General features: G+C 65.5%; 14 protein-coding genes. 8 read left to right on the forward strand and 6 right to left on the reverse strand.

Annotated elements, in window-relative coordinates; genetic code table 11:
- The first annotated feature begins 70 nt into the window (after positions 1-70).
- Genes ACIA48_RS17765 through ACIA48_RS17780 form a run of 4 tightly spaced genes read left to right on the forward strand, consistent with a single transcriptional unit; the run spans position 71 to position 4,494 of the window.
- A complete protein-coding gene (locus ACIA48_RS17765; protein ID WP_396734102.1) occupies positions 71-1,795 on the forward strand; it encodes a thiamine pyrophosphate-binding protein in 1,725 nt (574 codons plus the stop codon).
- On the forward strand, positions 1,776-2,447 hold the full coding sequence (locus tag ACIA48_RS17770; protein ID WP_396734105.1) for an SRPBCC family protein: 672 nt from the start codon (positions 1,776-1,778) through the stop codon (positions 2,445-2,447). The genes ACIA48_RS17765 and ACIA48_RS17770 overlap by 20 nt, the downstream gene beginning before the upstream one ends.
- Positions 2,447-3,457: a 3-oxoacyl-ACP synthase III family protein gene (locus tag ACIA48_RS17775; RefSeq protein WP_396734108.1), complete on the forward strand. Its 1,011-nt coding sequence runs from the start codon at positions 2,447-2,449 to the stop codon at positions 3,455-3,457. The genes ACIA48_RS17770 and ACIA48_RS17775 overlap by 1 nt, the downstream gene beginning before the upstream one ends.
- Positions 3,457-4,494, forward strand: a complete 1,038-nt coding sequence (locus tag ACIA48_RS17780) for a pyridoxal phosphate-dependent aminotransferase (RefSeq protein ID WP_396734111.1) — start codon at positions 3,457-3,459, stop codon at positions 4,492-4,494. The genes ACIA48_RS17775 and ACIA48_RS17780 overlap by 1 nt, the downstream gene beginning before the upstream one ends.
- 10 nt (positions 4,495-4,504) lie before the next feature.
- Here ACIA48_RS17780 and ACIA48_RS17785 read toward each other — a convergent pair whose 3' ends face one another.
- Positions 4,505-4,858: a VOC family protein gene (locus ACIA48_RS17785; protein ID WP_396734113.1), complete on the reverse strand. Its 354-nt coding sequence runs from the start codon at positions 4,856-4,858 to the stop codon at positions 4,505-4,507.
- A gap of 91 nt (positions 4,859-4,949) precedes the next feature.
- Here ACIA48_RS17785 and ACIA48_RS17790 point away from each other — a divergent pair, with 91 nt between their 5' ends.
- On the forward strand, positions 4,950-5,462 hold the full coding sequence (locus tag ACIA48_RS17790; RefSeq protein ID WP_396734116.1) for a MarR family winged helix-turn-helix transcriptional regulator: 513 nt from the start codon (positions 4,950-4,952) through the stop codon (positions 5,460-5,462).
- A gap of 23 nt (positions 5,463-5,485) precedes the next feature.
- Here the strand turns inward: ACIA48_RS17790 and ACIA48_RS17795 are convergent, their stop codons facing one another.
- Both ACIA48_RS17795 and ACIA48_RS17800 read right to left on the reverse strand, forming a co-directional pair.
- Entirely contained in the window at positions 5,486-6,721 is a 1,236-nt protein-coding gene (locus ACIA48_RS17795; protein ID WP_396734119.1) for a histidine kinase, read from the reverse strand.
- Complete coding sequence (locus ACIA48_RS17800) at positions 6,718-7,383, reverse strand: response regulator (protein WP_396734122.1); 666 nt, start codon at positions 7,381-7,383, stop codon at positions 6,718-6,720. The genes ACIA48_RS17795 and ACIA48_RS17800 overlap by 4 nt, the downstream gene beginning before the upstream one ends.
- Before the next feature lie 106 nt (positions 7,384-7,489).
- Between ACIA48_RS17800 and ACIA48_RS17805 the strand changes: the two genes are divergently transcribed.
- The 3 genes from ACIA48_RS17805 (at position 7,490) to ACIA48_RS17815 (ending at position 10,841) form a co-directional block, all read left to right on the forward strand.
- Positions 7,490-8,293 (forward strand): HAD family hydrolase, encoded by an 804-nt coding sequence (locus ACIA48_RS17805; RefSeq protein ID WP_396734126.1) that lies wholly within the window; start codon positions 7,490-7,492, stop codon positions 8,291-8,293.
- Positions 8,294-8,390: 97 nt separating this feature from the next.
- Positions 8,391-9,629 (forward strand): serine hydrolase domain-containing protein, encoded by a 1,239-nt coding sequence (locus ACIA48_RS17810; protein ID WP_396734129.1) that lies wholly within the window; start codon positions 8,391-8,393, stop codon positions 9,627-9,629.
- Between the two features lie 15 nt (positions 9,630-9,644).
- Positions 9,645-10,841 (forward strand): serine hydrolase domain-containing protein, encoded by a 1,197-nt coding sequence (locus ACIA48_RS17815; protein WP_396734132.1) that lies wholly within the window; start codon positions 9,645-9,647, stop codon positions 10,839-10,841.
- Here ACIA48_RS17815 and mmsB read toward each other — a convergent pair.
- Genes mmsB through ACIA48_RS17830 form a run of 3 tightly spaced genes read right to left on the reverse strand, consistent with a single transcriptional unit; the run spans position 10,838 to position 14,446 of the window.
- Positions 10,838-11,713: a 3-hydroxyisobutyrate dehydrogenase gene (mmsB, locus tag ACIA48_RS17820; protein WP_396734135.1), complete on the reverse strand. Its 876-nt coding sequence runs from the start codon at positions 11,711-11,713 to the stop codon at positions 10,838-10,840. The genes ACIA48_RS17815 and mmsB overlap by 4 nt on opposite strands.
- A 12-nt stretch (positions 11,714-11,725) precedes the next feature.
- Positions 11,726-12,901, reverse strand: coding sequence for an acyl-CoA dehydrogenase family protein (locus ACIA48_RS17825; RefSeq protein WP_396734138.1), 1,176 nt, complete (start codon positions 12,899-12,901; stop codon positions 11,726-11,728).
- Positions 12,902-12,928: 27 nt separating this feature from the next.
- The gene (locus tag ACIA48_RS17830; RefSeq protein ID WP_396734141.1) at positions 12,929-14,446 is read right to left on the reverse strand and encodes a CoA-acylating methylmalonate-semialdehyde dehydrogenase; all 1,518 of its coding nucleotides are present in this window, start codon (positions 14,444-14,446) and stop codon (positions 12,929-12,931) included.
- Positions 14,447-14,506: the final 60 nt, after the last annotated feature.

Raw genomic sequence — 14,506 nt, forward strand, 5'->3', positions numbered from 1 at the left:
GTGAACCGAATCTCCCAGTGGCTCGTGTCCTCTATGAAGCCTCTCGACGAGCATTGGGGACAGGTGACAAATGGCCAGGCATCGAGTTGTCGACCACATTGTCGGGTACCTCGCGTCGAGGGGCGTCGACTACATCTTCGGCGTGGACGGCGCGAATATCGAGGATCTCTACGATGCCGCCTTCTATTGCGCGGACATCACCGCGGTGTTGGCCAAGCACGAGTTCTCCGCTGCGACAATGGCCGACGGGTACAGCCGCAGCGGCGCCGGTCTTGGTGTGGTGGCCGCGACGTCGGGTGGCGGATGTCTCAACACTGTGCCCGGACTGGGAGAGGCCCTTGCAAGCCGGGTCCCGGTGCTGGCGCTGATCGGGCAAGCTCCCACCACGCTCGACGGGCGAGGCGCCTTCCAGGACACCAGCGGTCGCAACGGCTCACTCGACGCCCACGCGCTGTTCTCGGCGGTGTCGGTTTACTGCAGGCGCGTGACAACCCCAGAGGACATCGTGACGGCGCTGCCAGAGGCCATCGCATCGGCGAACGCGGGCGGGCCCGCAGTACTGTTGCTGCCCAAAGATATTCAGCAGTCAGAGCTGCACTGCGCCAACGGCGTCTCGATCATCGAGCGCGACGTTCATACCGGTGATCCGCACCCGATCGTACGGGCGCTTCGCCGGATCGACGGTCCGGTCACGATCATCGCCGGCGAGCAGGTGGCCCGCGATGATGCTCGCGCCGAACTCGAACAGCTGCGAGCGCTGCTGCGGGCACGGGTGGCATGCGTGCCTGACGCCAAAGATGCTGCGGGTACACCGGGAATGGGCTCGTCGTCCGCGCTCGGAGTGACCGGTGTGATGGGCCATCCGAGCATCGGGGCGGCCGTGGCCGAGAGCGCACTGTGCCTCGTGGTCGGCACCCGGCTGTCGGTGACGGCGCGCGCCGGTCTGGACAGTGCGCTGCGATCGACGCGCGTCTACTCGATCGGTGCCGAAACCCCCTATCTGCCGTGGACCCACGTCCAGACCGACGACTTGCGCGGCTCGTTGTCGATGCTCACGAAGACCTTGTCAGGCCCGGGACGGCCAGCCCGCCTTCGGGTGCCCGATGCGGTGCGGCGTTCGGAGCTGCGCCCGCCTGCGCACGACGGGCCGGGAATTCGGTACCGCAATGCGATGGCGGTGCTCGACCGGATGCTGCCCGACGGCGTCGACGTCGTCGTCGACGCCGGCAACATCGGCGCTTCCGCGATACATCACCTGCCGGTCCGCCGCGACGGCCGGTTCATCGTCGCGCTGGGCATGGGCGGTATGGGGTACAGCTTCGGCGCCGGGATCGGCGTCGCCTTCGGCCGCGGTACGGACCCGAGCAGCCGCACTGTCGTCATCGCCGGTGACGGATCATTCTTCATGCACGGCATGGAGATCCACACCGCACTGCAGTACGGCCTGCCGGTCACCTTCCTGTTGTTCGACAACCATGCACACGCGATGTGCGTAACGCGTGAGCAGCAGTTCTACGGCGACCTGTACAGCTACAACCGGTTCGGTCCGAGCCGGTTGGGCGCCGGGCTCGCCGCGATGTTCCCCGAGTTGCGGTCCGTGGACGTCGACGACATCGACGCACTGCCCGCAGCGCTCGAGGCCGCACTCGGAGTGGACGGCCCATCGGTCATCAGTATCGAGTGTTCGGCTGACGAAGTTCCCCCATTCGCAGCCTTTCTCGGCAACGGCGCCGATGCTCTCAAGAAACCCGCCACTACCGAGGAGGAGCACTCCTATGTCGCTGCCCGCTCTTGAGGACATCGCCGTCGACCGGGGTACCACCGACCCGATCGACGGCGTGATCCGCGTCGAAACCTCTCCGAGGGAGAAGGCGACACCGATCATCATGGAGATGATGCGTTCGGTGTATCCCCACGACGAGGTGTTCGGAACATACTGCACTGTCAACGATTACGTGGACTGCCCACCCGACGAGTTGTACGAATGGCTGGCCGACACCCGATGCCTGGAGGAGTGGACCTACAGTCTGCGCGGCTTCGAGCCGACCGAGGAACCGGGGCTGTGGGTGGCCTACGACAAACTCGGCGGTGAAACCGGAAGCCCGATCTACACCCGCACCGTCGCCAACCCCGACGCGCGCACAATCGACTACCACTGCGCCTGGGATCAAGGTAAGCACCTCTGGATGATCTACCTGATGCGAATCGTCGACGCGCAGTTGGTGTTCGACAAGCCGGGCTCGGTGGTGCTGTGGACGAACTGCCATCATCCGTTCTACGACAAGAACCCGTATCCGGAGACCGCGCCGCCCAAGCGACCGGTGTGGGTCGGGGACTTCTGGGACATGTTCGGCCCCGGCCATCTGCTCGAGCTGAAGAACCTCAAAGCCATCGCCGAATACCGCCACCACAACGGCCTTGCCGTCAAGCCGGATTGGATGAAGTGATGAGTGTCAGCCTGATCGACGTGTCGACGTATCTGCCCGGGAAACCGATCAGCGCCGACTACTACGCCGAGTACGCCGAGTCCGACGACCTGCGGGACAACGTGATGTTCAAGGCGCCGAGGTTCCGCCATCATGTCGCCGAGGACGAGACCGCTATCGACATGGTTGAGCGCGCGGCGGCTGGGCTGATCGAGCGCCACGGCCACGACACGATCGCGGGTGTCGACATCCTCATCACCCACGTCCAGATGCCGGACGTCCCGTTCTACGGCGGTGGCGGCGGCATGGCGCATCGCCTTGGGATGAAACCGAATTGGGTGCTCGATCTGCACAACGGTGGATGCGCGGCATTCGTACTCGGCCTGAAGGTCGCGCGAAACCTGATCGAGTCGGGTGAGGGGCGCACCGCGCTGATCGCGATCGCCCAGAACGCGGCGGGTCAGATATTCGATCAACCGGGGGTTCGGCGCAAGGCGCAGGCGTCGGTCCCCGGTGACGGTGCGGCGGTCGGGTTGGTGACGTTGTCGGACGAGTCGCCGATTCTTGACATCGAATGCCGAACCTACGGCGAGTTCGCCGGCGATATGACGCTTTCGGTTGACCCGCCACGTAAGTGGTGGCAGCCCGGGCCCGGTGAGGGATCGATCGGGTTCACCGAAAGCAAGATCACCAAGGTGCTGGCCCGCGGCAACCGTCAGGTGCCCGAGGTGTCCTACGCAGTTTGCGACCGAATCGGGGTGAAGCCCAAGGATCTCGACCTCCTGGTCACCAATCAACCGAATCGGGCGTTTCTGCGGAACTGGCGGGACGCGCTGGAACTTCCGAAGGAGCGGCATCGAGACACCTTTGATGACTGCGGGAACCTGTTCGCCGCGGGTATCCCGGTCAACCTGGACCGGGCCATCACCGAAGGTCAGCTGATGCGGGGCGACGTCGTGATGATGTCTGCGTTCGCGCACGCCGGTGACTTCGCGGGAGCCGCGGCCGTCAGGTGGGGCGGGCGGGGCTGATGACCACCCTGAACTTCGACGTGACGGATGCCGCCGTCGGCTCGCTTCCCGGTGCGGTGAACCCAATGGCGCTGTCACTCAACGAGAATCCGTTCCCGCCGCTCCCGTCGGTGCGCTCCGCCCTGGTCGCCGCAATCGACTCGGGCAACCGGTATCCGGAGTTTCTGCCGGAGCGGCTTCGTACGTTGATTGCCGGACATATCGGTGTGCGCGACGAGCAGGTCATCATCGGCGTCGGCGCCACGGGCGTGATCATGCAGGTGCTCAATGCCGTGACGGACCCTGGCGACAAGATGGTCATGACGTACCCGACGTTCGACGGTTATCCGATCTTCGCTCAGATGGCCCGGCTCGAGTCGGTCACCGTCGGACTCGACGATCACGGCCACCACGATCTCGACGCCATGGCCGATGCCGCCGCGAAGGCCCGCGTCGTGGTGGTGTGCCGACCGCACAACCCGACTGGAACCATAGAGCCGGCGGCCGATATCGAGCGGTTTCTGCAGCGTATCCCGGCCGACACCGTCGTCGTCCTCGACGAGGCGTATGTGGAGTTCCTTGCGCCGAATCATCGGATCGACAGTCCTGCGCTTGTCGCGCGGTATCCGAATGTCGTTGTGGTGCGGACGTTCTCGAAGGGATATGGCCTGGCCGGTCTTCGCGTCGGCTACGGATTCTGTGCCCCGGAGCTGGCCCGCAAGCTGTGGACCATGCAGCAACCGTTCGGTATTGCCATCACCGGACTGGTGGCGGTCGCTGCGTCGTACGACGCGGAAAGCGAATTGCAACAACGTATCCGGATGATCACCGCCGAACGTCGGTTCCTGCGCATGCGGCTGAGAGCGATGGGGGTGTACAGCACCGACGCCCACGCCAACTTCGTCTACCTGCCGCCGTGGGGGCGGCACTGGCGGCAGGTGTTCGACGGCGCGGGCGTGCAGGTTCGCGGCTACGCAGACGGTGGCGTGCGCATCACCGTCGGCAGCCGTCAGTCCACGCGGGCGCTGTTGAACGCGGTGTGGGCCGCGCTGCACTGAGTTCCGCGGATCAGTACTCGACCCGGAAGCCGCCGATCAGGCTGATCGAGTTGCCGTCGGGATCGGTGAGCGCCGACAGGTGCACGCCCTTGCTGGCATCGGTGACGTCACCGGGTTCCAGTCCGCGTTCTCGCAGGGTGGCCATGTGTCCCTGCAGATCATCGACCGCGAAGTTCAACTGACCGGAGCCTGCGCGCGAGTCGTCGACGAAGACCTGGACCCACGCGCCGGGCACGACCTGCCATTCGGCGAGCGTCGGCATCGGGTTGTTGTCGGCGGGGCGCCCGAACAGGGCCTCATACCAGCGACTGCTCACCTGCAGGTCGGACACCGGCACAACGGCGAGTACATGCTCGATGGACATCCTTTTCCTTTCCTCGTCACAAAGACAGACTCGCGGACGACGCGAAAGTCATCACCGGGACCCGAACCTGCTGGGTGCGGTATGAAGAGGCGTGCCCTCCCAACCGCCGTGGCCGCGCAAGCGTGATCCGATCGCGTTGGCACGCGCCAACTGGGAGCGCTTCGGCTGGGGTGAAGTCGCCGACGGCATGGTTGCGGTGACATCGGTGATGCGGGCGCACCAGATATTGCTGGCCCGGGTCGAGAACGCTCTGCGCCCGTATGACCTCAGCTTCTCGCGATACGAGTTGCTGCGGTTGTTGGCGTTCAGCCGCGGTGGCGCGCTGCCGATCACCAAGGCGTCCGATCGGCTCCAGGTCCACGTCACCAGCGTCACGCATGCCATCCGGCGACTGGAGGCCGACGGCCTGGTGGAACGTACACCCCATCCCACCGACGGTCGCACCACACTGGTACGGATCACCGACCTCGGCCGGTCGACGGTCGAGGACGCCACCGTCACGCTCAACAGCGAGGTATTCGCCGACATCGGCATGTCTGACAGCGAGTCCCGTGCCCTCGCGGATTCGATCGAGACGTTGCGCCGCAACTCCGGCGACTTTTAGCTGCTCCGCAGCTGTCGCGACTTCTAGGTTCGTGGCAGCGGAATTGTCGCAGTGACCGCGGTGCCCGAACCCGGGCGTGACCGGATGTTGAGCCGGCCGCCGACGATCTCGGCTCGTTCGGCCATCGACAGCAGGCCGTAACCGCCCATCTCGTCGCTGCCCAGCGGATGCTCGAACGTGTCGAAACCGACTCCGTCGTCGACGATTTCGAGCCGGGCGACATCGCCCGAATCACCTGCATCGACGGCGAAGGTGAGCCGCGCGGACGTCGCTCTCGCGTGCTTGACGACATTCTGCAGGCATTCCTGCGCGATCCGGTACAGCGCAAGCTCGATGTGGTCGGGCACGCGGGTTTCCACCAACTCGACGTCGATCCCGATCTGGGGGATGGAGCGCGCGAGGCTGGCGAGCCCGCCGGCCAGACCGAGGTCGTCGAGCACCGGAGGACGCAAGCCGCTGATCGCAGCGCGGGCCTCGCCCAACGTCAGGTCGACGAGTTCGCGGGCCTTCTCCAACTGTTCGGCTGCGGCTCCGGGGTCGTCGGGCACCGCACGGCTGGCCGCGTCGAGCCGGTACGACAGCGTGACGAGCCGCTGCGAGATCCCGTCGTGGATGTCGCCGGCCAGTCGCCGCCGCTCGAGTTCCTGCGCCTCGATCACCTGCTCGACGAAGTTCTCGTGTGCCCGTTCGCGCGCCACCAGCTGTCGGTGCAGTCGAGCTTGATGCAGCGCACCGGCAATGAGCCTGCCGATCACCAGAAGCAGCTCGACGTCACGAGAGGTGAAATCGCGATGGTCGACGGTGTGCACGTTGAGCACGCCGACCAGCCCGCCCGGGTCGGTCTCCATGGGCACCGACACCATCGACGTGAAGTCCTTGCCGCGCAACGACTCAAAGGGCATGTAACGCGGATCGGCTTCCTTGTCCTGCCTGATCACGACGGGCTCGCGGTGACTGGCGACCCAACCGGAGATGCCCTGGCCCAGCGGCAGCCGGATCTTGCCGACTTCCGCGTCGAATGGGGGAGTCGCGCCCGCGAGCGTCAGCGAGCGGTCGCTGTCGTCCAGGACGTGCACAAAGCACACGTCGCTGGCGGTGGCGGCGGTGATCATCCGCGCGGCCGCCGCGGCCAGGGGCTCGACCCCCGGTCCCGTGGACGCGGCCTGGATCAGTTCGCGCAGCAATGCGAGTTCGCGGTCGGCGTCGACGAGGTCCCTGACGTTGGCGCCGGCGTTGGCCGGGTTCGGTCCCGGGCTCACTGGTAGATCCCCTCTCGGAGCGCGGTCGCGACGGCGCCGGTCCGGTCGCTGACCCCGAGCTTGCGGTAGATGGAGCTCAGGTGGGTCTTGACCGTCTCCTCACCAATCACCAGCTTGGAGGCGATAGCGCGGTTGGATAAACCGTTCACGACGAACGAGAGGATCTCGCTCTCCCGCTGTGTCAGCCCCTGCCGGGCGCCGGGCCAGAATTCGTCGCGCTGCATCCGTGCGGCGGTGTCCACCGCCCTGGCGGCCATGCTCGGATCGATCGCCGTTTCGCCGCGGTGGACGTACTCGAGCTGACGGACGAGCTCGTCGCTGCTGATGCTCTTCAGCAGATATCCGGACGCGCCGACCCGCAGGGCCTGAAACAGATACTGCTCGTCGTCGTAGACCGACAACATCACGACCTTGCGCTGGGGGTCGCGCTCACGCAGTTCCATGCAGAGGTCCAGGCCGCTGGATCCGTGCATGCGCACATCCGAAAGCACGATGTCGGGGTTGAGTTCGTCGACAACGCTGAGCGCACGCTCAGCGCCGATGGCCTGTCCGACGACCTCGACGCGCTCCCGAAACGCGGCGAGCATCGCCTTGAGCCCCTCGATGACCATTTCGTGGTCGTCGACGAGCACAAGACGCACCGGAGGGCTACCGGAAGTCATGAACACCACCTTATGACCTGGTCTTTTCTGGGGTAAACGAAGTTGGCATCGCCGATCCCCCAAATGGGGGAGGTTGGAACGCTGTGACTTGGGCCACCCTAGCGGCATGCCGACAACGCATGAGACGACTTGGCGCGCGGGCCGCTTCTGGTGGGACTCCGCATCGCCGGCAGGAACCGGATGTCCGCTGCGCGCGGTGATCTTCGACCTCGATGCCCTGACGGACATCGAATGCGATGGCCACCGGGAGGCGTACAACGCGGCATTCGCCGCACACGGTCTGGACTTTCAGTGGTCGGTGACGCGGTACCGGCAGCTGCTCGCGCTGACGGATGAACGTCAGCGCGTCGCAGCCGAACTCCGCAAGCGAGGGGTCGCCACCGAGTCTGATGTGCTGACCAGGCTGCTGGCCGACGACATCTTCACGACCAAGACCATGCTGTTCGACGAGCTGATCCTCGAGCGCGATCTCGCGGCGCGCCCCGGCCTTGTCGATTTCGTCGCCGAGACGTTCGGCGCCGGGGCGCAGGTTGCCGTCGTCACGAGCGGACAACGCAGCTGGGCGGAACCCCTGGTGCGGCAGCTCGTCGGCGAGGGAATCGTCGAAACGGTGGTGACCGCCGAAGACGTCAAGAAACCCATGCCCAACCCCGAAGCCCATCGCCTGGCGCTCTCCGAGCTCGGCATCACCGCGGAGAACGCCCTCGCGGTCAGCGGCTCGGCCTGCGGATTGCGCGCGGCGAACAAGTCCGGGCTTGCGACGGTCGTCATCACCGGTGAAGGCGTGCCCGATATCCCGTCCGCCGTTTCCGTGCGGCCGGACTTCGGCGGCGACGCGCCGCTGCGAATGGCCGATTGCCAGCGGATGCACGGCCGTTGGTGGGCGACGCACAAGCCGGCCGCTGCATAGCCGAAACTGCCGCTCCGGCAGCGTCTGCGCCGATAAAATTCCCGCGCACGGCGGTGTGTCGTTGGCTGAGCCCGCCGTTTAGGCGGTGAACTAGGTCATGGCTCAGAAAACCGGGGTCACGCCCGCGCTTGTCTGCGGCGATGTCGACGAGGGTTACGGAAAAGTCGCCGATGCGTTTCGGCTGAACCTGGCCAGCGGTGCGGAAGTCGGAGCCGCGCTGTCGATCTACCGTGATGGCCGCAAGGTCGTCGATCTGTGGGGCGGATTCCGTAACGGAACCACTCGCGCTCCGTGGACAAACGACACCCTGGTCAACACGTTCTCGACGACGAAAGGCGTTGCCGCGCTGACAGTCGCGCGGGCCGTTTCGCGTGGACTTCTGGACTACGACACACGGGTGGCCGACTACTGGCCTGAGTTCGCTCAGGGCGGCAAGGAATCGGTCACCGTGCGGCAGTTGCTGGCCCACCAGGCCGGGCTGCCCGTGATCAAGCCGCTGCTGACACTTGGCGATATCGCTGTGCCCGAGAGGCTCTCGGAGCGATTGGCCGCACAGACACCCGCCTGGTCACCAGGCACGCGCCATGGCTATCACGGAGTCACGCTCGGGTGGTACGCGTCCGAGCTCATCCGGCACGTCGATCCCGAGCGACGCACTCTCGGAAAGTATTTCGCCGATGAGATTGCCGGCCCGCTCGGACTGGACTTTCACATCGGGCTGCCGGACTGGATCGATCGCGATCGGGTCGCGCATCTGCACGTGCCGTCTCAGATCGCGACACTGCTGCATCTGCATGTGCTGCCGCCGAGGCTGGCGGCCGCCTGGTTCATCCCCATGACCTTGACGGCGCAGGCCGGCGTCGCATTCGAAGGGGCCACGGGCCTTTCGACATTCAACCGTGAAGATGTGCGCGTCGTCGAAATACCAGCCGCAAACGGAACGGGCACCGCCGAATCGGTGGCCAAGCTTTACGGCGACGCCGCGATCGGCGGGTCGGGGATCGGGTTGACGCCAGAGGTCTTCGCGGCGTTGACGGCACCACCGGTGTACCCGACGAAGGGTTTGCGTGACAAGGTCTTGCATGTCGACACGCTGTTCTCTCTCGGGTTCGGCAGGCCCATCGAAAACCACCCGAAATACGTGATCGGATCATCCGACAAGGCGTTCGGGGCGCCCGGTGCGGGCGGTTCGGTCGGCTTCGCCGATCCGGATACCGGCGTCGGGTTTGGCTACGTGATGAACAAGCTGGGATTTCATTTCATCAGCGATCCACGGGCACTTCGCCTACGGCAGGCGCTGTTCCGCGACGTCCTCGGGGCGAGGCCGCAATCCTGAGACGGAGGGACGCTCATGGCAGGTGATGCCGACGAGGGCTACGGGAAAGTTGTCGACGCGTTCCGTCGTAATTTCGAGATCGGCGCGGAGATCGGTGCGGCTGTCGCGGTGTATCGCGACGGCCGCAAGGTGATCGACCTGTGGGATGGCTACCGCGACGGCCGCACTCAGGAGCCATGGCAGCAGGACACCATCGTCAACGTTTTCTCGACCACGAAAGGCGTTGCGTCGCTTGCCGTCGCCGTCGCCGCATCACGTGGGCTCCTCGACTACGACGGCAAAGTAGCGGACTATTGGCCCGAGTTCGCACAGGGCGGAAAGGGCGCGATCACCGTGCGGCAGTTGCTCAGTCACCAGGCCGGGCTGGTGGCGATCACCCCGCCGCTGACGCTCGCCGATATAGCGAATCCCGCGACGATGGGAGAGACGCTCGCGGCGCAGGTTCCGGCGTGGCCTCCAGGCACGCGGCATGGCTACCACGCAGTCACCCTCGGCTGGTACGAGTCCGAGCTCATCCGCCGTGTAGATCCGCAAGGACGCTCCTGCGGAAGGTTCTTCAACGAGGAGATCGCGGCGCCACTTGATCTCGACTTCTACATTGGCCTGCCGGCCTCGGTCGATCGAGATCGAGTCGCGCACTTGTACCCGATCTCGAAGAGAGACCTGCTGAGGCATCCCACCGCGATGCCGCCTCGCTTTGGTGCTGCGTTGTTCAACCCCCGCAGCATGTCCGCCAGGGCTTTCTTCATCGCCACGGGGGTAGCGGGCCCAGACGACTTCAACCGAGACGAGTTGCGAACCATCGAGATTCCCGCGGGCAACGGCACGGGTACAGCTCGATCGATCGCAAAGCTTTACGGCAACGCCGCCACCGGTGATGCGGTTCTCGGCTTGAGTCCGGGTGTCCGCGATGCGTTGCAGGGACCCGCTGTAGCGCCCACACGTGGCATCCGTGACAGGGTCATGTATCTGGACACGTCGTTCTCGCTGGGCTTTGGCAAGCCCACGAACAAGTTCGTGTTCGGTTCGTCGGGGAAAGCATTCGGATGGCCAGGAGCTGGCGGATCATTCGGATTCGCCGACCCAGACACCGGTATCGGTTTCGGCTATGCAATGAACAAGATGGGCTGCCACGCGTTCAGCGACCCGAGGGAACTCGCCCTGCGCCAGGCGTTGTTCCGCGATGTGCTCGGGGCGAGAACCCAGCGCTAGCCCTTGCGGATCAGCTCGATGACCGCGCTGAAGTCCTTGTCGGCGTTGGATTCGTTGAACTCAGCGTAGATCTTGGCGGCGTGCGTGCCCAGCGGCGCCGTCGACCCCGACGACTTCACAGCATCCATCGCCAGCCCGATGTCTTTGTGCATCAACGCGGTTGCGAAGCCGGGTTTGAAATCGTTGTTGGCCGGTGACGTCGGGACAGGCCCCGGCACCGGACAGTTCGTGTGGATGGCCCAGCAGTTGCCCGTCGCACCCGTGATCACGTCGAACAACGACTGCGCCGACAGTCCGAGCTTCTCGGCCAGGACGAAGGCCTCGCCGGCCGCTATCTGCTGGACGGCGAGCACCATGTTGTTGCACAGTTTCGCGGCCTGCCCGGTGCCCGAGCCGCCGCAGTGAATGACCTTGCCCGCCATCGGATCCAAAATGGGCCGTGCCCGCTCGACCGCGGCATCGTCACCTCCGACCATGAAGGCCAGCGTGCCCGCCGTCGCGCCCTTCACCCCGCCCGACACCGGCGCGTCGAGCTGGACGTGGCCATGGTCGGCGGCCATCTTGTTGATGGTGCGCGCATCGTCCACCGAGATGGTCGACGTGTCGATGAAAAGCGTGCCCTCGGCAGCTGCAGGCAAAGCTTCGGCGTATACCGACTTCACGATGCCGCCGTTCGGCAGCGAGGTGATGACGACGTCGGCCCCCGCCGTCGCGTCGGCGACACTGTCGAAGACCTGCGCACCCTTCTCCGCTGCGGCATCCTTCAGCGCGGCAACCGGATCGAAGCCGTGCACGGTATGGCCCGCAGCGACCAGGTTGGCCGACATCGGGCCGCCCATGTGGCCCAAACCCAAGAACGCGATCGTCGCCATTGACCCTCCAGGTTAAGACGCGCGGGCCCGGGCCGCTTCGGCCCGACCGATGACCACGCGCATGATTTCGTTGGTGCCCTCGAGGATTCGATGCACCCGTAGATCGCGGACGATCTTCTCGAGCCCGTATTCGCGCAGATACCCGTAGCCGCCGTGCAATTGCAGCGCCTGATCTGCCACGTCGAAGCAGGCGTCCGTGACGTAGCGCTTCGCCATCGCGCACAGCTCGACCTTCTCCGGATGGTTCTCGTCGAGCGCTGACGCCGCGCGCCACAGCAGGGTTCGCGAAGTCTGCAATGCCGTTGCCATATCGGCCAGGGCGAACCGGATGGTGGGCTCGTCGAGCAGCGAGCCGCCGAAGGCTTGCCGGTCGGCCAGGTAGCCGCGGGCCTTGTCGTGGGCTGCCTGCGCGCCGCCCAGCGAGCAGGCGGCGATGTTGATGCGGCCGCCGTTGAGGCCGTTCATTGCGATACCGAAGCCAGTGCCCTCACCGTCGGCGCCGCCGAGCATCGCGTCCGCGGGCACCCGCGCGCCCTCGAATATCACCTGTGCGGTTGGTTGGGCGTTCCAGCCCATCTTCTCTTCCTGGGCGCCGAAACTCAGTCCCGGCGTGTCTTTCTCGATGAGGAAGGCGGAGATGCCACGCGGGCCGTCGCCACCGGTGCGGGCCATGACGACGTATACGTCCGACGATCCGGCTCCGGAGATGAACTGTTTGACGCCGTCGAGTACCCAGTCTGACTCGGCGGAGTCCCCGACACGAACTGCCTTGGTGCGCAGCGCGCTCGCATCCGATCCGGCACCGGGTTCGGTGAGGCAGTAACTCGCGATCGATTCCATCGACGCCAGCCGCGGCACCCATGACTTGCGCTGCTCATCGGTGCCGTACGAGTCGACCATCCACGCGCACATGTTGTGAATCGACAGGAACGACGCGATCGTGGGGTCGGCCATCGAGAGCTGCTCGAAGATCCGCACGGCATCCAGCCGCCGCAGCTCGCTGCCGCCGACATCCTCCCGGCAATAGATCGCGGCCATCCCGAGTTCGGCGGCCTCGCGCAAAACGTCAGTGGGGAAGTGGTGACTTTGGTCCCACTCCAATGCGTAAGGCGCGAGCCGCTTCTCGGCGAACGCGGCCGCCGTCTCGGCGATCACGCGCTCGTGTTCGTCGAGCCCGAAGAGATCCATCACAGCGCTTTTCTGTAGGCCTCCGGCCTACTTCATGGTCGGGATGACGAACTCCGCGCCGTGGCTGCCCGCCGGCCAGCGCTGCGTCACCGTCTTGGTCTTCGTGTAGAACAGGATTGAGTGCGGACCGTGCTGGTTGAGGTCGCCGAAGCCGGAGCGCTTCCAGCCACCGAAGGTGTGGTAGGACACCGGCACCGGGATCGGCACGTTCACGCCGACCATGCCGACCTGTACCCGGGACACGAAGTCGCGCGCGGTGTCGCCGTCGCGGGTGAAAATCGCCACGCCGTTGCCGTATTCGTGCTCAGACGGCAGTGCGAGTGCTTCCTCGTAGTCGTTCGCGCGCACGATGCAGAGCACCGGACCGAAGATCTCGTCGGTGTAGATCGACATGTCGGGAGTGACGTGGTCGAAGAGGGTCGGTCCGATGAAGTAACCCTTCGACAGATCAGCCTCGTCGAATGTCAGCTCGTCGGTGGTGCGTTCGCGTCCGTCGACGACGGCCTCGGCGCCCGCATCGATGCCCTGCTGGATGTAGTCCTTGACCCGGGCCAGCGCGGCCTCGGTGATAAGCGGACCGTAGTCGGCCTTGGGGTCCAGGCTGTGGCCCACGCGCAGGCCGTTGACCCGCTCGATCAGCCTGGCGCGCAACCGGTCTGCGGTCTGCTCGCCGACAGGGACGGCGACACTGATCGCCATGCACCGTTCGCCGGCGCTGCCGTAGCCCGCGCCGATCAGCGCGTCGACGGCGTTGTCCATATCGGCGTCGGGCATCACGATCATGTGGTTCTTCGCGCCGCCGAAGCACTGCGCTCGCTTGCCGTTGGCGGCCGCGCCGGAGTAGATGTACTGCGCGATGTCGGAGCTGCCCACGAAGCCAACGGCCTTGATGTCTGGGTGCTCGAGGATCGCGTCGACGGCTTCCTTGTCGCCGTGCACCACCTGGAACACGCCGGGCGGCAGACCGGCTTCGAGAAACAGCTCGGCCAGTCGGACCGGCACCGACGGGTCGCGCTCACTGGGCTTGAGGACAAAGGCGTTGCCGCACGCCAGGGCAGGGCCTGCTTTCCACAGCGGGATCATCGCCGGGAAGTTGAACGGCGTGATGCCGGCGACCACGCCGAGCGGCTGACGCATCGAATAGACGTCGATGCCCGTGCCCGCGCCCTCGGTGTACTCGCCCTTGATCAGGTGCGGGATGCCGATCGCGAACTCGATGACCTCGATGCCGCGCTGAATGTCGCCCTTGGAGTCGGCGACGGTCTTGCCGTGTTCCAAACTGAGGAGTTCAGCCAATTCTTCTACGTGCTGGTTGACCAGTTCGATGAACTTCATCATCACGCGGGCGCGGCGCTGGGGGTTCCATGCGGCCCACTCCTTCTGCGCCTCGGCGGCTCCGGCGACCGCCGCGTCGACGTCGGCCCGCGACGCCATCGGCACCTTGGCCTGCACCTCGCCGGTGCTGGGGTTCATGACGTCGGCCGTCCGGGTGGATTGTCCGGCCACGCGCTTACCGTCGATGAAATGCGAAATCTGTGTGGTCATGTGCGTCCTCGCTCCTAGATACTTGGATATCCTAGTAATGCCTGTATCGCCCGCGCAAGA

This window comes from Mycobacterium sp. NPDC051804 (assembly GCF_044452905.1).
In the GTDB taxonomy this organism is placed as follows: Bacteria; Actinomycetota; Actinomycetes; order Mycobacteriales; family Mycobacteriaceae; genus Mycobacterium.

Excerpts from the sequence above, each read along its gene's own strand:
- ACIA48_RS17780 (WP_396734111.1), top strand. The coding sequence starts at position 3,457 with ATGACCACCCTGAACTTCGACGTGACGGATGCCGCCGTCGGCTCGCTT.
- ACIA48_RS17770 (WP_396734105.1), top strand. The coding sequence starts at position 1,776 with ATGTCGCTGCCCGCTCTTGAGGACATCGCCGTCGACCGGGGTACCACC.
- ACIA48_RS17800 (WP_396734122.1), bottom strand. The coding sequence starts at position 7,383 with ATGACTTCCGGTAGCCCTCCGGTGCGTCTTGTGCTCGTCGACGACCAC.
- ACIA48_RS17825 (WP_396734138.1), bottom strand. The coding sequence starts at position 12,901 with ATGGATCTCTTCGGGCTCGACGAACACGAGCGCGTGATCGCCGAGACG.
- ACIA48_RS17830 (WP_396734141.1), bottom strand. The coding sequence starts at position 14,446 with ATGACCACACAGATTTCGCATTTCATCGACGGTAAGCGCGTGGCCGGA.
- ACIA48_RS17775 (WP_396734108.1), top strand. The coding sequence starts at position 2,447 with ATGAGTGTCAGCCTGATCGACGTGTCGACGTATCTGCCCGGGAAACCG.
- ACIA48_RS17805 (WP_396734126.1), top strand. The coding sequence starts at position 7,490 with ATGCCGACAACGCATGAGACGACTTGGCGCGCGGGCCGCTTCTGGTGG.
- ACIA48_RS17785 (WP_396734113.1), bottom strand. The coding sequence starts at position 4,858 with ATGTCCATCGAGCATGTACTCGCCGTTGTGCCGGTGTCCGACCTGCAG.
- ACIA48_RS17765 (WP_396734102.1), top strand. The coding sequence starts at position 71 with ATGGCCAGGCATCGAGTTGTCGACCACATTGTCGGGTACCTCGCGTCG.
- ACIA48_RS17810 (WP_396734129.1), top strand. The coding sequence starts at position 8,391 with ATGGCTCAGAAAACCGGGGTCACGCCCGCGCTTGTCTGCGGCGATGTC.
- ACIA48_RS17815 (WP_396734132.1), top strand. The coding sequence starts at position 9,645 with ATGGCAGGTGATGCCGACGAGGGCTACGGGAAAGTTGTCGACGCGTTC.
- mmsB (WP_396734135.1), bottom strand. The coding sequence starts at position 11,713 with ATGGCGACGATCGCGTTCTTGGGTTTGGGCCACATGGGCGGCCCGATG.